The organism is Burkholderia sp. A2, from assembly GCF_001729305.1.
Classification (GTDB): domain Bacteria; phylum Pseudomonadota; class Gammaproteobacteria; order Burkholderiales; family Burkholderiaceae; genus Burkholderia; species Burkholderia sola.
The window spans coordinates 233,262-252,667 of the sequence record NZ_LZXX01000081.1; the positions used below are offsets into that span (position 1 = coordinate 233,262).

Sequence of the window (19,406 nt, forward strand, 5' to 3'; positions counted from 1 at the left end):
TCAAAATCAGTAGTCGATGAGCTGATGCTCGCGCAAATACGCGAGGATCACTTGTGCTTTTTCGACCGAACTCCCTTCATTTACGACGTTGCCGCCACGGCTTTCGGTCGTCGTCGCGGACAGCATCCGGGCATGCCCGGAGCGCTTCTCGGCGGCGACCAGTTTTACGGGTTTACGCTCGACCGGGCCGACCGTCCAAGCGGCCGCATCGGCATCCGCGCCGGGCGCCGCGAGCGCCGGCCGGATCGCGCCGGCGCGCAGCCGCGCATACGCATAGCGCGGCTCGACACCGGCGAGCGGGTGGACGGCGACGACGGCCGGCAGCGCCGCGTCGACACGCCGCCGCAGCCCTTTCGGCAAAAATTGCCGGACCGCCGCGCGGCCGTCTTCGACCGTCACGTCGACGGCCGAGCCGACGAGCGGATAGCCGAGCGCCGCGGCGACGCGGTACGGCAGCATCCCGGTGTCGTACGCGCCCTCGGCGCGCGTGCCGGTCAGCACGAGGTCGTAGCCTTCGACACGCGCGGCGAGCGCGTGCACGGCATCGTCGCCGTCGCGGCAGGCCAGCACTTCGACCTCCCGTGCGCCGAGCGCGAGATATTCGGCAAGCGCCGCATTAGCGGGGTCGCCCGCGTGGATCACGTCGAGCGTCGCGCGATGCTTCTCGGCGAGCTGCCGGCCGGTTTCGAGCGCGGCCGCATCGTTGCGGCTGTAGCGCGCGACACCGCTGACCGGATGCCGGCCGACGGACACAAGCACCGCGATGCGTTGCAAGGGGCGGGGGGCGTTCATGCGGCGACTCCTTCGGGTTCGCGGGTGCCGACCGCGGCCGGCGATTCGCCGCGCGCGGCCCGCGCGGCCTGGACCTGTTCGATCAGCGCGGCGATCGTCGCCTGCGCGTCGCCGACCACCGTCAGGTTCGCGCGCTTCGCGATCGGCGCGCTGCCGTCGAGGTTCACCGCGATCACGTGGCGGCAGTCCTTGATCCCCTGCAAATGCTGCACCGCGCCCGAGATGCCGAACGCGATGTACACGCTCGCCTCGACCGTCTTGCCAGTTGCGCCGACCTGCTTGTCGCGCGTGAAGTGGCCGTTGTCGACCGCGACGCGGCTCGCGCCGATCGCCGCGCCGAACACCTCGGCCAGCCGCTCGAACGCGCCGATGTCGGACACGCCGTTGCCGGCCGACACGATGAAATCGGCTTCCTCGAGCGCGACCTGGGCCGCGTCGATTTCGTCGAGACCGAGATCGCGGTACGGCTGCGCGGCGTCATGCGCCGGGCGGATGAAATCGGCCGCCACGCGCTCGCCAGCGCCGACGAACGGCAGCTTCGCTTCCACCGCGTTCTGCGCGAGCAGGATCACGTCGGGCAGCGTGCGGGTCGCGAACGCCCGCCCGGCCTGCGCATACGTACCCACATGCTTCGCGTCGATTTCGACGACGTGAGTCGCGACGCTCGCGCCGGCGGCCGCCGCGTAACGCCGGCCGAGATCGCCGTCGCCCGTCGCGTTGTCGGGCACGAACACGTGTTTCGGCGCCAGTGCGGCAACACACGCCTGCAATGCTTGCAGTTCGCTTTCGGGATCGAACGCACGGCGATCGAAGCCGGTCAGCTCGAGCAGCTTGTCGACGCCGAGTTCGGCCACGTCGTCCTTCAATTCGCCGAACGCGAGCAGCGCGACTTCCGTCTGCGCATCGGCGAGCACGGCGGCGGCGGCAATCGCCTGACGCGAATGGTCGTCGAGCGCGCCGCGCTCGCCATGGGCGACCACCAGCATCACGTGCTTCGGGTCCTGCAGCACGCGGCGCGGCTTCGCGGCCGCGGCGCCATGACCGTGCGCGGACCACTGCGCGGCGTTCGCATCGGCGCTGCCTTCCTCGCCGAGCGTGATGCGCTTCAGGCCGGCGGCCGTGATGATGAACGGCCGGCGCGGATCGATTCGTTTGATCGTATTCATCGATTCACTCCAGCGAGGCGGCGACGAGTTCGGCGACGTCGAGCACGTCGGGGCGCGGGCCCACGACGCCTTCGAGCATGGCCGTGCAGTTCGGGCACGCAACCGCGACCACGTCCGCGCCGATCGTACGCGCGTCGGCGATGCGGATGTCCGGGATGCGCTGCTTGCCGGGGATATCGGTCAGCGGCGCACCGCCGCCGCCACCGCAGCAGCGGCCGCGCATGCCGTTGCGCTCCATCTCGACGACCTGGATGCCGATCGTCTTCAACAGCTTGCGCGGCGCTTCCGTCTCGCCGTTGTAGCGGCCGAGGTAGCACGGATCGTGATAGGTCGTGCGCTTCTCCTGCAGCGCCTCGACCGCCTTCGGCGCGATCTTGCCGCTGTCGGCCAGTTCGGCCAGATAGGTCGTGTGATGCTTGACCGTCACGCGCAGGCCGAGCGCGCGGTATTCGTTGCGCAGGCTGTGCATCACGTGCGGGTCGGCCGTCACGATCTGCTTGTACGACAGCGTGCCGAGCGTGCCGATCAGGCGCTTCGCCATCTGCTGGAACGTCGCTTCGTCGCCGAGCCGGCGCGCGACGTCGCCCGTGTCGGTTTCCGTCGGGCCGAGCACCGCGTAGTCGACGCCCGCCTTGTTCAGCACCTTCACGAACGCGCGCAGCGTGCGCTGGTAGCGCATGTCGAATGCACCTTCGCCCGCGACGAACAGCACGTCGACCGGCTTGCCCGGCTGCGCGACCGGCGCGCTCAGGTCCACCGACCAGTCATAGCGCGCGGCCGTGTCGTAGCCGCCCATCGTGCCGGTCTCGCGCAGGTTCGCGAGCACCTCCTGGCCCTTGCCCGGCACCGTGCCGTGCACGAGCGTGCGGTTGCGGCGCATGTCGACGATCGCATCGACGTGTTCGATCAGCATCGGGCATTCCTGCACGCACGCGCGGCAGGTCGTGCACGACCACAGCGTCTGTTCCTCGATCAGGCCCGACACGATCGGGCCGTTCGGCTCGCCGCGATGCTGGCCGACCGGAATGCCCGGCGACGGACTGCCCGCGTACGCCGCATCGGTGCCGCCGGCCATCCCGACGACGAGATCCTGGATCAGCTTCTTCGGATTCAGCGGCTGGCCCGACGCGAACGCGGGGCACGCGGCTTCGCACTTGCCGCACTGCACGCACGCGTCGAAGCTCAGCAGCTGGTTCCAGCGGAATTCGACCGGCTTCGCGACGCCGTACTCCTGATGGTCGATGTCCGGCAGCTTCAGCGCGGTCGGCGGCGTGGCCGTGCCGTTGCCGGTGAACGATTCGCGCGTGGCCGCGAAACGCTCCTGGCGCGGGTGGAACGCGAGGTGCAGCAGGCCGGCGATCGCATGCTTCATCGGGCCGCCCTTCGCGGCGCCGACCGTCATCGTGAACGCACCGACGCCGATCAGCAGCGCGCAGAGCACCGCGAACGCACCCGACATCGCGCCGGTCGGCACCAGCATGAACAGCACGAGGCCGAGCGCGAACGAACCGAGCAGCCAGGGCAGCGTATTCCACGGGCCGCGCGACAGGCGCGCCGGCACGTCCTTCGCCGCGCGCCGGCGCCACACGAACACCGCGCCGACCAGCATCGCGAGCGCCGCGAGGAAGATCAGCTTATCGAGCCACGGCGAGTAGATCGCGAGGCCGTAGTTGACGAACACCAGCGCGAGCGCGCCGATCGCGCCGCCGGCGGTCGCGACGTGGGTCTTCGCGATGTACGGATCGCGGGCGACCACGTGGTGCAGGTCGACGAAATAACGCTTCGGAATCGCGAACAGGTTCGCGACGCCGAACGCGCCGGGCGCCGTGGCCCGACCCAGGCGCCAGTAGGAAGAACGCTTCGCGACCGCGAACGCGAGCCCCGCCACCGACAGCCACAACAGGGCGGTAATGAGGAAGGACGGGTTCATCTTTTAGAAATCCTTCACGAGACGCAGCGAGTCGTAGATCGCTCCGTGGACGTTGTGCATCGAGATGCAGTCGCCGACACGGAACAGCAGGAAGCGGCCGTTGCCGAGTTCTTCCGACAGGCACGGCTGCGGCTCGGCCGCGAACAGCGTGTGCGGATCGATCTGGCCGCGGTTCACCGATTCCGGCTTGAGCTTCCAGTACAGTTCGTCGTTCGGCGACGAGCCGTTCTCGATCACCACCTGGTCGACCGCGCGCTCTTCCAGTTCTTCCGTGTACTCGTTGCGCAGCACGGCGATCATCTTGCCGTTCTCTTCATAGACGCGATCGAGCATCGTGTTCGGCGTCGGAATCACGCCGAACGCGTACAGGCGCCGATAGAAGATCGGGAACGTCGTGCCGCCGCAGTCGTCGGCGACCTTCACGTCCGGCGTGACGACCTCGACCTTCGAGCCGCGGCTCGCCATGAAGTCGGCCACGCCGGCGCCCGCATGCGTGCTCACGCCATCGAACAGCAGCACGTTCTGCTTCGGCTCGACCTTGCCGGTCAGGATGTCCCACGAGCTGACGGCGAGGCCTTCGGCGACGCCCCACGCCGGCACCTGCCACGTGAAGCTCGAACCGCCGGTGGCGAGCACGACGATGTCCGGCTTCTCGGCCATGATCATCTTCTCGTCGGCGGCCACGCCGAGACGCCGGTCGACGCCCAGGCGCTTCGTTTCCATGTCGAACCAGCGGATGATCCCCGACATCTGCTCGCGCTGCGGCGCCTTCGCGGCGATCATCACCTGGCCGCCGACTTCCGCGTTCTTCTCGAACAGCACGACGTCGTGGCCGCGCAGCTTCGCGACGCGAGCGGCCTCGAGCCCTGCCGGGCCGGCGCCGACCACCACGACCTTGCGCTTCGGGCCGCGCGATTTCTCGATGATGTGCGGCATCGTCGCTTCGCGCGACGTCGCCGCGTTCTGGATGCACAGCACGTCGAGGCCGTTGTACTGGCGGTCGATGCAGTAGTTCGCACCGACGCACTGCTTGATTTCGTCCTCGCGGCCGTCGCGGATCTTGATCACCATGTGCGGATCGGCGATCTGCGCGCGCGTCATGCCGACCAGGTCGATCATCCCGTTCGCGAGCAGGCGCTCGGCCTGGCCCGCATCGCGGATGCTCTGCGCGTGCATCACCGGAATCTTCACGACCGACTTGATGCCGGCCGCGAGGTGCACGAACGGCTCCGGCGGCAACGCCATCGGCGGCATGCAGTTCGCGATCGTGTTGTGCGTATCGCCACCCGAGCCGACCACGCTCAGATAGTCGATCAGGCCCGTCTCCGACATCGCCTGCGCGATTTCCTTCAGCGCTTCGTGATCGAGGCCGTCCTCGTGGAATTCGTCGCCGCACATGCGCAGGCCGACGCAGAAGTCCTTGCCGACCGCCTCGCGCACGGCCGTCAGCACTTCGATGCCGAAGCGCAGGCGGTTTTCGAGGCTGCCGCCCCATTCGTCGGTGCGGTGGTTCGAACGCTTGCTCCAGAACTGGTCGATCAGGTGCTGGTGGGCGGCGGAGATTTCGATGCCGTCCATGCCGGCCGCCTTCACGCGCTTCGCGGCCGCCGCGAAATCGCCGATGATGCGGCGGATTTCCTCGATCTCGATGATCTTCGCATTGCCGCGGTGCACCGGTTCGCGCACGCCCGACGGCGACATCAGGTGCGGCCAGTGCTCGCCGTGGAACGACGAGCGGCGGCCCATGTGCGTCGCCTGGATCATGATCTTCGCACCGTGCTTGTGCATCGTGTCGGCCAGGCGCGTGAGCGGATCGATGATCTTGTCGGTCGACAGGTTCACCGATTTCCACCAGCCTTGCGGGCTGTCGATCGATACCGGGCTCGACCCGCCGCAGATGGCCAGGCCGACGCCACCCTTCGCCTTTTCTTCGTAGTAGCGGATATAGCGGTCGCCCGGCAGGCCGCCCGGCTCGGCATACACCTCCGCGTGCGCGGTGCTGACGATCCGGTTGCGCAGCGTCAGCTGGTTCAGCTGCATGGGTTTGAACAGGTGGGGATAACGCATCGCTGGCGACCTCTGGCGTTCGAATGTCTCGTGTTGCGGGTGTTGTTCTGCTTCAGTGAATCAGTGCGTCAGTGCGCGATCGGCGACACTTCGAAGATGCAGTGGTCGTGATGCTCGGCCGCACATTGCACTTCCTTCGAGTACGCGCGCGGCGCGCCCTTGCCTTCCGGCGTCGTGTCGTTGACCCAGTCCATCGCGCCCGCGAACCAGCCCGCGAACATGTAGCAGAGCTTGCCTTCCTTGCCCGGCTGCTGGAGCACGAACGACGAGTGGCGCAGTTCGATCTTCGCGCGGGCGCTCGCCGGGTCGGCCTCGATGATCGAGAACAGGCCCCAGCCGCGCTGCGACAGGCGCTTCAGGTAGTGCTCGAACACGGCCATGCCGGTCAGGCCGTGCTGCTTGGCCTCCTTGTCGCACCAGTGGTAGGCGGACTTGTAGCCGGCCTTGTACAGGATCTCGGCATACGCATCGACGCCGAGCGCTTCCTCGACGGCGACGTGGTTGTTCGTGAAGAAGTGGCGCGGCACGTACAGCATCGGCAGCGCGTCGGTGGTCCAGACGCCGGTATCGGGATCGACGTTGATCGGCAGTTGCGGTTGCATCGTGGTGACTCCGTGAGGAAAGTGGCCGCGCGGCTCATTGCGCAGGCGCGACATCGTCCGCGTGCCCGCGCATCAAGCGCCGGCACGTCCCGATTTTTTTATGTTGAAACGACGGTAGCGGTTCGGCTCGGCGGGCGCTTATGCGCCCCACACGTCCTTGAACACGCGCACCCAGTTCTCGCCCATGATCTTGCGGATCCTCGACTCCTTCCAGCCGTGGCGTTCCATCGCCGCGGTCAGGTTCGGGAATTCGCCGATCGTGCGGATGCCGTCCGGGTTGATCACCTTGCCGAAGTTCGTCAGCTGGCGATAGCGGCCCTTGTCGTGCGTCAGCATGTCGAAGAACTCCTTCGCGAAATCCTGCGTGAAGTCCGTGCCGATGCCGACCGCGTCTTCGCCGATCAGATTCACGACGTAGTCGATCGCCTCGATGTAGTCGTCGATGTTCGCCTCGATGCCGCGCTTCAGGAACGGCGCGAACATCGTCACGCCGACGAAGCCGCCCGCATCGGCGATCTCCTTCAGCTGCGCGTCGCTCTTGTTGCGCGGATGTTCCTTCAGGCCCGACGGCAGGCAGTGCGAATAGCACACCGGCTTCTTCGAGAACGCGATCGCTTCGGAAGACGTGTTGCCGCCCACATGCGACAGGTCGACCATGATGCCGACGCGGTTCATCTCGGTGATCACTTCGCGGCCGAAGTCCGACAGCCCGCCGTCGCGTTCGTAGCAGCCGGTGCCGACCAGGTTCTGCGTGTTGTAGCAAAGCTGCACGACGCGGACGCCCATATCGGCGAACGCTTCGATGTAGCCGAGGTTGTCCTCGAACGCATGCGCGTTCTGGAAGCCGAGGATGATCCCGGTCTTGCCTTCCTTCTTCGCGCGGAAGATGTCGTCCGTCGTGCGCACGAGCGTCAGCAGCTCGCCGTTGTCGCGGATCTTCTTCTTCATCACGCCGATGTTGTCGACGGTCTTGGTGAAGTTCTCCCACACCGACACCGTGCAGTTCGCGGCCGTGATGCCACCCTTGCGCATGTCCTCGAACACCGGCTTCTCGAACTTGGAGATGTTCAGTCCGTCGATGATGATGCTGTCCTGATGCAGCGTGCTCATATCTGCTCTCGCTCGTGTGACTGTTCTTGTGGGGTCGATCAGTAGATCGGGAAGCGCTCGCAGAGCGCGAAGATCTCGCGGCGCACGCGCTGTTCGGTTGCGGCGTCGCCTTCCGGGTTCGCGCGCAGCGCGTCGAACACTTCGAGGATCAGGCGGCCGATCTCGCGGAACTCCGCGACGCCGAAGCCGCGCGTCGTGCCGGCCGGCGTGCCGAGGCGAATGCCCGACGTGACGGTCGGCTTCTCGGTGTCGAAAGGAATGCCGTTCTTGTTGCAGGTGATGCCCGCGCGCTCCAGCGCCTGCTCGACCGGCGCGCCTTTCAGGCCCTTCGGGCGCAGGTCGACCAGCAGCAGGTGGTTGTCGGTGCCGCCCGTGACGAGATCGACGCCGCCGGCCTTCAGCACTTCGCCGAGCGCCTGCGCGTTCGCGAGCACGCTGTCGATGTAGGTCTTGAAGTCCGCATGCAGCACTTCGCCGAACGCGACGGCCTTGCCGGCGATCACGTGCATCAGCGGGCCGCCCTGCAGGCCGGGGAACACGGCCGAGTTGATCTTCTTCGCGATGTCCTCGTCGTTGGTCAGCACGAAGCCGCCGCGCGGGCCGCGCAGCGTCTTGTGCGTGGTCGACGTGACGACGTGCGCGTGCTCGACCGGGTTCGCGTGGCGGCCCGCGGCGATCACGCCGGCGATGTGCGCCATGTCGACCATCAGCTTCGCGCCGACGCTGTCGGCGATCGCGCGAAAGCGTGCGAAGTCGAGCGCGCGCGGGTACGCCGAGAAGCCGGCAATGATGAGGTTCGGCTTGTGCTCGTGCGCGAGCGCCTCGACCTGGTCGTAATCGATGCGCAGCGTGTCGCGGTTCACGCCGTACTGGACCGCGTTGAACCACTTGCCGGACAGCGCCGGCTTCGCGCCGTGCGTCAGGTGGCCGCCCGCGTCGAGCGACATGCCGAGCACCGTGTCGCCCGGCTTGGCGAGCGCGAGCATCACCGAGCCGTTCGCCTGCGCGCCCGAGTGCGGCTGCACGTTCGCATAGCCAGCGTTGAAGATCTGCTTCACGCGTTCGATCGCGAGCGCCTCGACTTCATCGGCGAATTCGCAGCCGCCGTAGTAGCGCTTGCCGGGATAGCCTTCCGCGTACTTGTTGGTCAGTACCGAGCCCTGCGCCTCGAGCACGGCGCGCGACACGATGTTTTCCGACGCGATCAGCTCGACTTGCGACTGCTGACGCTCGAGTTCCTTCAGGATGGCGCTGCGCACCGGCGCGTCGCGCTCGGCAAGGGTCTGCGAGAAGAAAGGCTGGGTGTTCGACATAGTGCGTCCGTGACGAAGAATAAAGGGCTGCAACCGAAGCTCAAGGCCCGCCGTGACTGGGTTTCCCGCTCGTCCAGTGCAAGGCTGCCGACGGCTCTATTCTTGTCGTTCGGATTTTCGGCGGATTGATGAATTTAGACGCGTTCTTTGCCTTTTCCGCCATGCGCGTCCGTTTTGTACAAGTGACCGATCGTGCTTTTCGGGACGGGCGCCCGAAACGATGTCGAGGGTTCACCTATGGACACGCACACCGGCAGTGCGTTTGCCGCACGTTCGAGTGCGGCTTGTCCCGGATACGGTGCAGTGCAGCAACGGGCCGATGCCCAGACAACGTATGGGGCTAGGGTTTAGCCGTATGGCACGCTTGTTGCACTCGCTCACACAATACCGCAGCCCGATTCGTGCCTCGGGCCAAAAGCTATTAGAGATTCAAGGAACGCTCCCCATGTCGCCCGACCGCACAGCGTCGCTGTCCCACTTCGCGTTCATGCCTTTACCGAACTTCACGATGATCGCGTTCACCAATGCGATCGAGGTGCTTCGGATGGCGAACTACCTGAGCGGCCAGCCGCTCTACCGCTGGTCGGTGATCAGCCCGGACGGCGGTCCGGTCACGGCGAGCAACGGCCTCACGGTCGACACGGGGCCGGCCGAATGCGTGGGGCAACCCGACATCGTATTCGTGTGCGGCGGCGTCGACGTGCAGCGCGCGACCACGCCCGCCCATCTGTCGACCCTGCGCCGCTTCGCGCGCCTGGGGATGCCGCTCGGCAGCCTGTGCACGGGCACCTATGCGCTCGCGAAGTCCGGGCTGCTCGCGGGCTACGCGTGCGCGATCCACTGGGAGAACATGTCGGCGCTGAAGGAAGAGTTTCCGGACACGCGCTTCCTGAAGGAACTGTTCGTGATCGACCGCGACCGCATCACCTGCACGGGCGGCGTCGCGCCGCTCGACATGATGCTGAACCTGATCGCCGCGCGCGTCGGCACCGCGCGCGTCACGCAGATCGCCGAGCAGTTCATCGTCGAACACGTGCGCGACACGAGCGCGCAGCAACGCATGCCGCTCGTCGCGCGCCTCGGCTCGGCGAACAAGTCGCTCTTCGAAGTGATCTCGCTGATGGAGAACAACATCGAGGAACCACTGTCGCGCGAGGAACTCGCGCGGCTCGCGAACATGTCGCAACGGCAATTGCAGCGTCTCTTCCGCGAGCATCTCGGGATGACGCCGACGCACTACTACCTGACGTTGCGGCTGCGCCGTGCGCGCGAGCTGTTGCTGCAGACCGACATGTCGATCATGCACATCACGATGGCGTGCGGCTTCCAGTCGGCATGCCACTTCAGCAAGAGCTATCGCGACGCGTTCGGCGTCGCGCCGACGCGCGAACGCCGCAAGCAGGTCGCGCCGCTCGCGCAGGGGGCGGCGAGTGCTGCGCCGGCATTTCCGGCGCATGTGCTGCATGCGTGAGGCGGGTGCTGTGCGGCAGGAAACATGCCGAGCGACTGCGAAGGCATGATCGAAAACGCCAGGCGGATTTTCCAGCCTTTCGGCGCGATTCTTTCGCGCCGCTTCAACTGACGACATTACCGTTGTAATCGCCGACTTTCCTCTTCCCGGTCTGCTCGAGCTACAAGAACGCGTTCGCCGGAAAGCGGCCGAGGCGCACTGAAAACGCCGCCCGCCCCACCTGCCCCCCGATAGCAGACATTCCGATTCCATCGCGCAATCCGCCCGCCGTCGTCCGGCACGACAATAAGCGCGATCATGCGTTCGAAGCTGGCGGAAGCTTTCGCGAGTCGCTTATTCAAAGCACAGCACGCTTCGGAATTGAGTAGTTTATCCTACTCAATATTGCCGATTGTCACATCGCCTATTTTCAGTCGGAATCCAAACTAAAATCATACTCGTCCGATAGACACGGCGACCATTACCGGCGAACGTTCATAGCTTGTTCATGCATGAGATATCCGAGCCTATGACAGAAAAAGAACAAGCCGATTGTCCATATTTTCTTCACTCGTCGATCCGGCTTTACGCGATGGTTCAGCACCTGAGCACCACGCGGCTCTGCGCGCCCGGCACGATCAATTCAGCATATAGCGACAACATGCAAATGGTCTGCACAAGTGATCCGTTCATTTGCACCTACCTTTCACCCGTTGATGCAGTCATAGGTTCGCGGACGCTTGCGCACGACGACGACTTCTGGCCAATCGATTTCCGGCGGGTCGATACCCGTCATTTCATGGAGCAGCATGGCCGGCTGTTGATCGCCGTGAACTATGCGTATGCGGCGACCGGGGGCCGTCTGGTGGTTTCCGATGCAGGCTATCCGCTGATGACCTACACGTTTGCATCCTTCGACGTGCCGGTCGGGCATCGCGACCACTTCACCATCCGCTTCCCCGACAGCGTGGTCGATCGAATTGAAACCGCCTATTCACGAGCCGGACTATCCGAGTTCATCAAGACACTCGACATGATGGATACATGGACCACCGAGCAAATCGCCAATGCAGAGGCCGAAGCATTGGCACATATGCCACCGACCGTCGTCATTGAAGGCACGGAGATCGATCAATACGCGATTTACGATCCCGATTCGGTCGACTGGATCTTTACCAACTTCGATTGAGGAAATGACCATGAGTCGACGAGCAGCAAGAAATGGGGATCCGACGACAACGGGCGGTGTCGTCATCGCGGTGACGTCCACGATGTTCAATCACGGCAAACAGGTAGCCTTGGATGGCGACAAGGCGACATGCGGAAATTGCGAAGGGGCGTTCCCGATAGTGGGCGGCGCACAGCGCATGATTCACCACGGGCGATGTGTTGCGCTGGAGGGTGACGCCGTATTGTGCCCATGCGGTCGAAACCGACTGATCGCGGGGAGCGACAGCACGATTTTCTATAGCGACAGCGGTAGCGGAAATGCAGCGAACCGGTTCGCTGCGGGTTCGGCATTGGCGACGAGACGAGACGTGCCCGCATCGGGTGTCCATGACGAACAATACGTATTATGCGATGCGGATAGCGGGCAACCGCTCGCGAATGTCCGTTATCGGATTTTGCTGTCATCCGGAAAGGTATTTACCGGCGCGACAGACGCCACAGGACACACTCTGCGCGTTACGTCCGCATATGCGGAATCACTCAAGTTCGAGATTGCGAGGAACACAAATGGCGAATCCCGATGACGACTACGTGTTGGTACACGACACCGCCATGACCAACACGACGCCCGGCTCGAAAGTGCACGTCGATATCAATACGACGCCGATATGCCCTAACATGAGCAATACGCAGTTCGCAGAGGTCACTATGCGCGCACGCGATGCGGCGGTTGTCCTCATTAAGGATCGCATTGCAGCGGTAACGCGATGGGACGCGGATGAACAAGTCCGCGCCACAACCTATTTCGGGCGTGCTGATGCACAGATTCGCAGCACGTTATCTTCCGGCCTACCACGATTGCTTGCCGCAATGCAGGAGCTAGTTCCAGAAAAAATCGTCCGATGGGATAGCCGGGTTAGCAAGAATTTAACTTGCTCAGTCGTGCCGGATAACGGCCGAAACCACGCCGCCGTGTGCAAGCCCGACTCCCAAAAACGAGTCATTGCCATCTATTCAAAATACTGCAGCGACTCGTTCGGCGAACTTTATCACGCATCAAAAATAAAGGTACTGATTCACGAATGCACACATTACACTGACACCTTCAACGCGGACGATATCATATATGGAGACACGGAAATCGGGATGAAAGTATTTGCGATGCACAACCCGGATCTCGCCATCACAAATGCAGACAGCATCACGGGATATATTTCCACGTTTGACAGGACAGTTACGCAATGAATAAAAAACCATTTAAATCTGCTGCTTCCGCCTGCTTTTTTACGTTACTCTCGACTCTGCCCGGCGTCGCAAATGCGTGCACGGTAAGTGAAGAAGCGCAGATTCAGTTTCCATCAAATACAACAAAATTTTCAAATTCGGACAGAGTATCTATAGCAAACATCGTCATTGAGGCGAAGAAATGGCCTAATGTAGAGATTCAAGCAGTCGTAATTGCCGGCGCCTACATAAAGGAAAAAAATATTGAGAAATTGAAAGACGAACGCGCCGAAAATGCGAAGTCTTATTTACAGAACCTTGGTATCGATACAAAAAATATCTTGATCGACAAGAAAACATTTACAGATGAAATGGTCGTAAAACAGCCCGACGGTACAATCAATGTTCACCAAATGATCGTGGAGCTAACACCGATATGCAAAGGTAGCTGCGCATGGATGTGCGACGACCCGCGCGTGACACTGCGAAGCAAATCCATCAACTGACGGTCACGGAATGGAATGTGCACGTATGCGGACATTTATATTCCAATGTCGACATTATTGCGCGTCATGTCATTGACGATGACTAAATTCCTAACAGCGCTCGCGCTCGCATTGAGCTGCACACGATCGGTATTGGCATGTGATGGTCCGTCGAACTTGCCGGGTTGGGATTTTGATGTTCGATTCAGCAAGGATTCGAGCGACCTGTCCATCACCGAACTGGCGAAGCTATCAATATGGTCGACCGACATGCGCAGCCGCTTTTCCATTATCGATGCGGTGTCGATTGTCGGATTGGCGGAACCGACGGAGAAAGACCCGGAGGCTCTTTCTCAACAACGTGCCGCGAACGTCAAGGCCGCATTGGATCAATTTTCGATTCGAGGAGAGCGAAATTCCATCATCGCGCGAATCTATAAGTTGCCATTTCCCGCGAGCGAGTTCGACGATACGGGGCGTCGCGTCGAGATCACGTTCGGCCCAGGATGCCCCGATCACTGCTGCCCGAACCTGAACCCGATACCCAGGACACACTGACACGACACGGTCCATTTACCGGCCCGCGCAACGCGGGCCGTCTTCCCCGTGCCGTTCACAGCTTCCGGCTAGTGCTTACGATCCCCACACCTGCATTTCATCGAGCGAATACCCCCACTGCGTCGCCCGCTTCGTGCCGACCATCCGTACGTAACGGCCGTGCCCGTTCAGGTTCGGCAGCGTGACGTGACCATACGACACGCCGTTGCTCGTCGAGTAGATCGTCGTCCAGTTCGCGTTGTCGTTCGACGTCTGGATCTGGTAGACGAGCGCGCCTGCATCCCAGTACAGATCGATGCTGCTGATGGTCTTCGTCGCACCGAGATCGACGGAGATCCATTGCGGATCGACGCCCGCGCCCTCGGGCGAATCCCAGCGCGTGCTCGTCGTGTTGCCGTCGAACGCCTTGTCCGGCGTGAGCGACGCGTTGTAGCTCGCCGACGCCGCGGCCGGCCGCCCCTGCGACAGCAGCGTACGTGCCGCGGCCGCGCCGCCGTAGTAGTTCGCGCCGAGCTTCGCCTTCGTCGCATCGGCATTCACGCCGAACTGCGACAGGCTCCAGCGCTGGCCGGTCGTCACGTCGCCGACGTAGAGCTGATAGCCGCCCGCCGTCGTCGACGAGAAGAACAGGTAGTTCGTACCGTTGACGGGCGCCGGGTCCGAGTTGTTGCTCATGCAGTCGTTGAGCGCCAGCGCGCTCGGTGTCGAGGCCGGGTCGGCCGTCTTCGCATAGATCTGGTCGGCGCCGCCGCTGTCCTTCCAGCGCGCGTAGTACACCATGCCGTCCGCGCGCACGGCCGGGTAGTACGTCTGCAGCCCGGCCGGACGGTCGAACACGGCGGTCGCGCCGGTCGCGATCGTGCGCTTCATCAGCCCCATGTTCGAGCCGGCGCCGGTTGCGTAGTACACGGCGCTCGCGTCCGGCGCGAGGAACGGCATCGAATATTCGGCGCCGGCCGGCGCGTTCGTCAGGCTCACGACCGACGTGAACACCGGGCCCGCGCTCGTGTACGACAGCGTCGCCTGCTTGACGTCGCCGTTCTGCTTGAACACGAGCGTCTTGCCGTCCGTGCTGAACTTCGGGTCTTCGTTGCGCGTGGCGCCCGTGCTGTTCGTCATGTTGTCGGGCGGCGTGCCGGCACCGAGCTGCAGCATGAACACGTTCCATGCGCCGTTGCGGATGCCCATGAACGCGAGCCACTTGCCGTCGGGGCTGAACACGCCGTTCATCGGATCGGTGATGCCCCACGCGCTCTTGCTGAGTTGCGTCAGCGTACGGGCCGAAAAATCGTAGAGGAACAACTGGCTCGTGCCGTCGCCGTACTTGACGTAGCTGTGATAGACGAGCTTGCCGGTCAGTGCGGCGGGGAACGTCGCGTTCGGCTGGGCGGCGGGATTGTTGACGCAGGCTGCGGCGGCCACGCCGCTGAACATATTGAGGGCGATGCCGGCCACGAGGCCCGCGACGAGGGTCTTCAATGTCACGCTGGATACTTCCGGGTAAGGTGCGGACGCCGCAGAAAAGGACTCGCGCGACACGCGCGGGCGTCTCGGATTCGCGGTCGGGCAGCGTGAATTCCGTATCGGTCGGACAGCGGGAACAAAGCTTGCGGAAGGATGCCCGTTTGTCAGACGAAAGAACAGGATCAGAGCGCCGATAAAACATACGGATCAGCGGTTTTGGGGCGCGCTTGCACGTGCCGGCTGCCGTACTACTCTTTGTCATCGAGGTCCGACGGCCGGGAGAACGCGCATGAAGCGCTATGCGGTACTGGCACAGACCATCGCCGACGCCATCCGGCGCGGCGACCTGACGCCCGGCGCGCGCATCCCCACCGTGCGTGCGGCATGCCGCGCGTATCGCGTGAGCCCGTCCACGGTGTTTCGCGCGTACTACGCGCTCGAAAGCGAGGGCCTGATCGTCGCGCGGGCCCGCTCCGGCTATTTCGTTGCGAACGTCGCGGACAAGCACGTGCGGTTCGCCCGAGATCCGCCGCGCAAGCCCAGCGCCGCGCAGAACGACGTCGCGCAAGCCGGCGACGACGATGCGCTGTTCCGCCTGCTCGACTCGCTCAAATGCGACGACATCGTGCCGCTCGGCTCGGCATTCGCGAGCTATTCGCTGTTTCCGATGAGCAGCCTGTGGCGTCACGTGGCCTCGGCCGCGCGCCACATGGACCGCACGAAACTGCTGGAAGGCTTGCCGCCCGGCAACGAAGCGCTGCGCCGTCAGATCGCGCTGCGCTACCTGAACGCGGGCGCGTCGCTACCGCTGGAGGAAATCGTCATCACGACGGGCGCGACCGAAGCGCTGACGCTCAGCCTGCAGGCACTGACGCGCCCGGGCGACATCGTCGCGATCGAACGGCCGGCATTCCACGCGGTGCTGCAGGCCGTGCAGTGCCTGCATCTGAAGGCGGTCGAGATTCCGGTCGATCCGCGCACGGGCCTCGACCTCGACGCGCTCGCGGAGGCGCTCGACACGCATCCGGTGCGCGCGTGCTGGTTCATGACGTCGTTCCACAACCCGACCGGCGCGACGCTGACCGACGAGCGCAAGCGCGTGCTGATCGACCTGCTCGCGTCCCGCGGCGTACCGCTGATCGAGGACGACGTGTATGGCGAATTGCAGTTCGGCACGGCGCCCACGCGCCCCGCGAAACTGTATGACGACCGCGGGCTCGTCCTGCATTGCGGATCGTTCTCGAAATGCCTCGCGCCCGGATTCCGGATCGGCTGGGTCGCGGCCGGCCGCTTCGTCCGGCAGATCCGACAGGCCAGAGGCGCGAGCGCGCCGGCCGCCGACATACCCGCGCAGATGGCGATTTCGAGCTACCTGCGCGACGGCGCATACGATCGCTTCCTGCGCAAGCTGCGCCGCAATCTCGCCGCGCACCAGGCGCAGATGCTCTCCGCCGTGCGCGCGTATTTTCCGACGGATACCGAAGTGTTCGCGCCGCGCGGCGGGTATTTCCTGTGGATCGAACTGCCGCCGCACATGGATGCGATGCACCTGTTCGGCGAAGCGATGGAAAACGGCGTGAGCATCGCGCCGGGGCCGATCTTTTCCGCGACCGGCGGCTTCCGCCGCTATTTGCGACTCAATTACGGGCGACCGTGGACACCGGCGGTCGAGCGCGCGCTGGAGACGCTCGGCACGCTCGCGGCCCGACAGCGGCATGGCGGCTAGTACGAAACGTGCGGAACGCAACGCGAGACATGCGCCTTGCGTTTCGCGCGCGAACGACCAAGAATGAAGCGGCAGGCAGACGTGGACGAACGGGTTCCACCCGTCCGATGTTATGGAGAATCCCATGAGCACCGCATGCGAACGACCGCCGATCTCCAGCCCGACGATCGCGCCCACCGGTCGCCGACATGCGCGTCCTGCCTAGCCGGAGCGTCCGCCCGCGGGACGCCTGGCGCGCCGTGCTGAATGCGCGCGCCGAATCGCGGCACGCGACGTGCTGCCGCTGCCGCGAATGCGGGTTCGTGGCGTTCCGGGCGCTCGAGCACTGCCCCGTCTGCGGTCGATGGAACTGGCCGTTCGAACCGATCCGCCACACGCCGGCCGACGCGCACGCCTCTCATGCGCCGCGATCGTTTCACACGTGGTCGTCACGCATCGCCCGCGCGTGGCGCAACGCGGCCTTCCAGCGGCCGCGCGCGTCGAGCGCACCGATCCTGAGCATCCTCACGCTCGTGCTGCTGGTCGGCGGCTACGTGATGGTCGACCAGACCTGCAAGGCCGATCCCGTTTGTCGCGGATCCGGTGCGCCAGCCGCCATCGCGACCGAAGCCATGCTGCCCGCGTCGAACGATCCGTTGCTGCCGGTCGTGCCGGCGCCCGTCTATCCGTTTCATTCGCCTGATGAAACACAAGTGGCGGCCAGTCCGCCACAAGGCGCCCCACTCGCCGGCAAGCCCGCTCGCAAGGTGGCGGTTGCACAAGCCGCGCCATCGTTGCGCGCGCCTGACCGGACGCGCGCCGGCGCGGTCCGCGTCGCCGACTGGAAAGGCAACCGCGACACCGCCCATCGCCCCACGCGCACGATCCGCCGCGTCAGCCAGCACGCCGGGCGCACACGTCGTGTCCCAGCCAGCAACGCCGAACTCGCGAAACTCTATCGCGGCCACTGAGCGCGACTCGGGCTCGAGCTCGGCGGTCGCCGCGTTGCACTGCCTTCGCCTTCGCTCCCGCCACGAAAAAAGCGGGCGGCCCGTTTCCGGAACCGCCCGCTTCGTGTGGTGCGTGTCGAACGCTAGCGCATCACGCGGCCAGCAACCCGTGCGGGTCGATGACGAATTTACGCGGCGCGCCGCCGTCGAACTTCTTGTAGCCTTCCGGCGCCTGGTCGAGCGAGATCACTTCGACGTTGACGATCTTCGCGATCGGCAGCCGGTCGAACAGGATCGCCTGCATCAGGTTGCGGTTGTACTTCAGCACCGGCGTCTGGCCCGTGAAGAACGAATGCGACTTCGCCCAGCCGAGGCCGAAGCGGATGCTCAGGCTGCCGTGCTGCGCCGCCTTGTCCTTCGCGCCCGGATCGTCCGTCACGTACAGGCCCGGAATGCCGATCGCGCCGGCCGGACGCGTGATTTCCATCAGCGAGTTCAGCACCGTCGCGGGCGCTTCCTCCGAATGGCCCGACGAGCCGTGGCCGTGCGCCTCGAAGCCGACGCAGTCGACCGCGCAATCGATCTCGGGCACGCCGAGGATCTGCTCGATCTGCTCGCCGAGCGACGCGTCCTTCGACAGGTCGACCGTCTCGAAGCCCATCGCCCGCGCATGCGCGAGGCGTTCCGCGTTCATGTCGCCGACGATCGTCACGGCCGCGCCGAGCAGGCGCGCCGATGCGGCCGCGGCCATCCCCACCGGGCCCGCGCCCGCGATGTAGACGGTCGAGCCGGGCTTCACGCCCGCGCTCACCGCACCGTGATAGCCGGTCGGCAGAATGTCGGACAGGCAGGTCAGGTCGCGGATCTTCGCCATCGCCTGGTCGCGATCCGGGAATTTCAGCAGGTTGAAATCGGCATACGGCACGAGCACGTACTCGGCCTGGCCGCCGATCCAGCCGCCCATGTCGACGTAGCCGTACGCGCCGCCCGCACGCGACGGGTTCACGTTCAGGCACACGCCCGTATGCGTGTCCTTGCACATCGCGCAGCGGCCGCACGCGACGTTGAACGGCACCGACACGAGATCGCCGAGCTTCAGCGTCTCGACGTCGCGGCCCACTTCGACCACTTCGCCGGTGATCTCGTGACCGAGCACGAGGCCGACCGGCGCGGTCGTGCGGCCGCGCACCATGTGCTGGTCGGAGCCGCAGATGTTCGTGCTGACCACTTTCAGGATCACGCCGTGGCCGATCGCGCGGCCGCTCGGGTCGACCATCTTCGGATAATCGATTTTCTGGACTTCGACCTGGCCCGGCCCAAGATAGACGACACCTCGATTGCTGCTCATCGTATTGTCTCCATGTCTCGTTGGATGGCGCCGCGGCGCGCCGGCGCCATGCGGCGCACGCGCAACGTGCTG

The 19,406-nt window shown here is 64.6% G+C and carries 17 protein-coding genes; 8 read left to right on the forward strand and 9 right to left on the reverse strand.

What is annotated here, in order from left to right:
* Positions 1-6: 6 nt before the first annotated feature.
* The 7 genes from A9Z05_RS06955 to A9Z05_RS06985 all read right to left on the reverse strand — a co-directional run bounded on the left by A9Z05_RS06955 (position 7) and on the right by A9Z05_RS06985 (position 8,980).
* On the reverse strand, positions 7-792 hold the full coding sequence (locus tag A9Z05_RS06955) for an electron transfer flavoprotein subunit beta/FixA family protein (RefSeq protein WP_069617436.1): 786 nt from the start codon (positions 790-792) through the stop codon (positions 7-9).
* Positions 789-1,958: an electron transfer flavoprotein subunit alpha/FixB family protein gene (locus tag A9Z05_RS06960; RefSeq protein ID WP_069617437.1), complete on the reverse strand. Its 1,170-nt coding sequence runs from the start codon at positions 1,956-1,958 to the stop codon at positions 789-791. Before A9Z05_RS06960 ends, A9Z05_RS06955 begins: the two co-directional genes overlap by 4 nt.
* 4 nt (positions 1,959-1,962) lie before the next feature.
* Positions 1,963-3,888 (reverse strand): (Fe-S)-binding protein, encoded by a 1,926-nt coding sequence (locus A9Z05_RS06965; protein WP_069617438.1) that lies wholly within the window; start codon positions 3,886-3,888, stop codon positions 1,963-1,965.
* Between the two features lie 3 nt (positions 3,889-3,891).
* Positions 3,892-5,955 (reverse strand): NADH:flavin oxidoreductase, encoded by a 2,064-nt coding sequence (locus tag A9Z05_RS06970; RefSeq protein ID WP_006488987.1) that lies wholly within the window; start codon positions 5,953-5,955, stop codon positions 3,892-3,894.
* A 68-nt stretch (positions 5,956-6,023) separates the two neighbouring features.
* Positions 6,024-6,557: a DUF5943 domain-containing protein gene (locus A9Z05_RS06975; protein ID WP_069617439.1), complete on the reverse strand. Its 534-nt coding sequence runs from the start codon at positions 6,555-6,557 to the stop codon at positions 6,024-6,026.
* A gap of 138 nt (positions 6,558-6,695) precedes the next feature.
* Entirely contained in the window at positions 6,696-7,667 is a 972-nt protein-coding gene (locus tag A9Z05_RS06980; protein ID WP_034186088.1) for a dipeptidase, read from the reverse strand.
* Between the two features lie 38 nt (positions 7,668-7,705).
* Entirely contained in the window at positions 7,706-8,980 is a 1,275-nt protein-coding gene (locus A9Z05_RS06985) for a serine hydroxymethyltransferase (protein ID WP_069617440.1), read from the reverse strand.
* A gap of 355 nt (positions 8,981-9,335) precedes the next feature.
* Between A9Z05_RS06985 and A9Z05_RS06990 the strand changes: the two genes are divergently transcribed.
* The 6 genes from A9Z05_RS06990 (at position 9,336) to A9Z05_RS34245 (ending at position 13,867) form a co-directional block, all read left to right on the forward strand.
* A complete protein-coding gene (locus A9Z05_RS06990; protein WP_089436939.1) occupies positions 9,336-10,451 on the forward strand; it encodes a GlxA family transcriptional regulator in 1,116 nt (371 codons plus the stop codon).
* 508 nt (positions 10,452-10,959) lie between these two features.
* On the forward strand, positions 10,960-11,619 hold the full coding sequence (locus A9Z05_RS06995; protein WP_256121874.1) for a hypothetical protein: 660 nt from the start codon (positions 10,960-10,962) through the stop codon (positions 11,617-11,619).
* 10 nt (positions 11,620-11,629) lie between these two features.
* A complete protein-coding gene (locus A9Z05_RS34235; protein ID WP_084044153.1) occupies positions 11,630-12,184 on the forward strand; it encodes a PAAR domain-containing protein in 555 nt (184 codons plus the stop codon).
* Positions 12,168-12,845 (forward strand): M35 family metallo-endopeptidase, encoded by a 678-nt coding sequence (locus A9Z05_RS07000; protein WP_141723384.1) that lies wholly within the window; start codon positions 12,168-12,170, stop codon positions 12,843-12,845. The genes A9Z05_RS34235 and A9Z05_RS07000 overlap by 17 nt, the downstream gene beginning before the upstream one ends.
* Positions 12,842-13,330, forward strand: a complete 489-nt coding sequence (locus A9Z05_RS34240; protein ID WP_256121875.1) for a hypothetical protein — start codon at positions 12,842-12,844, stop codon at positions 13,328-13,330. Before A9Z05_RS07000 ends, A9Z05_RS34240 begins: the two co-directional genes overlap by 4 nt.
* Before the next feature lie 15 nt (positions 13,331-13,345).
* On the forward strand, positions 13,346-13,867 hold the full coding sequence (locus A9Z05_RS34245; protein WP_256121876.1) for a hypothetical protein: 522 nt from the start codon (positions 13,346-13,348) through the stop codon (positions 13,865-13,867).
* Between the two features lie 75 nt (positions 13,868-13,942).
* Here the strand turns inward: A9Z05_RS34245 and A9Z05_RS07005 are convergent, their stop codons facing one another.
* Complete coding sequence (locus A9Z05_RS07005) at positions 13,943-15,352, reverse strand: discoidin domain-containing protein (RefSeq protein WP_069617444.1); 1,410 nt, start codon at positions 15,350-15,352, stop codon at positions 13,943-13,945.
* 268 nt (positions 15,353-15,620) lie between these two features.
* Here A9Z05_RS07005 and A9Z05_RS07010 point away from each other — a divergent pair, with 268 nt between their 5' ends.
* Positions 15,621-17,057 (forward strand): PLP-dependent aminotransferase family protein, encoded by a 1,437-nt coding sequence (locus A9Z05_RS07010; RefSeq protein WP_069617445.1) that lies wholly within the window; start codon positions 15,621-15,623, stop codon positions 17,055-17,057.
* Between the two features lie 188 nt (positions 17,058-17,245).
* Positions 17,246-18,007, forward strand: coding sequence for a hypothetical protein (locus A9Z05_RS07015; protein WP_069617446.1), 762 nt, complete (start codon positions 17,246-17,248; stop codon positions 18,005-18,007).
* Between the two features lie 130 nt (positions 18,008-18,137).
* Here A9Z05_RS07015 and fdhA read toward each other — a convergent pair whose 3' ends face one another.
* Positions 18,138-19,334 carry a formaldehyde dehydrogenase, glutathione-independent gene (fdhA, locus tag A9Z05_RS07020; RefSeq protein ID WP_011547090.1) on the reverse strand — a complete coding sequence of 399 codons (1,197 nt, stop codon included), beginning with the start codon at positions 19,332-19,334 and terminating at the stop codon, positions 18,138-18,140.
* Positions 19,335-19,406: the final 72 nt, after the last annotated feature.

Coding starts and splice junctions, on each gene's coding strand:
- A9Z05_RS06955 (WP_069617436.1), bottom strand. CDS start 792: ATGAACGCCCCCCGCCCCTTGCAACGCATCGCGGTGCTTGTGTCCGTC.
- A9Z05_RS06960 (WP_069617437.1), bottom strand. CDS start 1,958: ATGAATACGATCAAACGAATCGATCCGCGCCGGCCGTTCATCATCACG.
- A9Z05_RS06965 (WP_069617438.1), bottom strand. CDS start 3,888: ATGAACCCGTCCTTCCTCATTACCGCCCTGTTGTGGCTGTCGGTGGCG.
- A9Z05_RS06970 (WP_006488987.1), bottom strand. CDS start 5,955: ATGCGTTATCCCCACCTGTTCAAACCCATGCAGCTGAACCAGCTGACG.
- A9Z05_RS06975 (WP_069617439.1), bottom strand. CDS start 6,557: ATGCAACCGCAACTGCCGATCAACGTCGATCCCGATACCGGCGTCTGG.
- A9Z05_RS06980 (WP_034186088.1), bottom strand. CDS start 7,667: ATGAGCACGCTGCATCAGGACAGCATCATCATCGACGGACTGAACATC.
- A9Z05_RS06985 (WP_069617440.1), bottom strand. CDS start 8,980: ATGTCGAACACCCAGCCTTTCTTCTCGCAGACCCTTGCCGAGCGCGAC.
- A9Z05_RS06990 (WP_089436939.1), top strand. CDS start 9,336: ATGGCACGCTTGTTGCACTCGCTCACACAATACCGCAGCCCGATTCGT.
- A9Z05_RS06995 (WP_256121874.1), top strand. CDS start 10,960: ATGACAGAAAAAGAACAAGCCGATTGTCCATATTTTCTTCACTCGTCG.
- A9Z05_RS34235 (WP_084044153.1), top strand. CDS start 11,630: ATGAGTCGACGAGCAGCAAGAAATGGGGATCCGACGACAACGGGCGGT.
- A9Z05_RS07000 (WP_141723384.1), top strand. CDS start 12,168: ATGGCGAATCCCGATGACGACTACGTGTTGGTACACGACACCGCCATG.
- A9Z05_RS34240 (WP_256121875.1), top strand. CDS start 12,842: ATGAATAAAAAACCATTTAAATCTGCTGCTTCCGCCTGCTTTTTTACG.
- A9Z05_RS34245 (WP_256121876.1), top strand. CDS start 13,346: ATGTGCACGTATGCGGACATTTATATTCCAATGTCGACATTATTGCGC.
- A9Z05_RS07010 (WP_069617445.1), top strand. CDS start 15,621: ATGAAGCGCTATGCGGTACTGGCACAGACCATCGCCGACGCCATCCGG.
- A9Z05_RS07015 (WP_069617446.1), top strand. CDS start 17,246: ATGCGCGTCCTGCCTAGCCGGAGCGTCCGCCCGCGGGACGCCTGGCGC.
- fdhA (WP_011547090.1), bottom strand. CDS start 19,334: ATGAGCAGCAATCGAGGTGTCGTCTATCTTGGGCCGGGCCAGGTCGAA.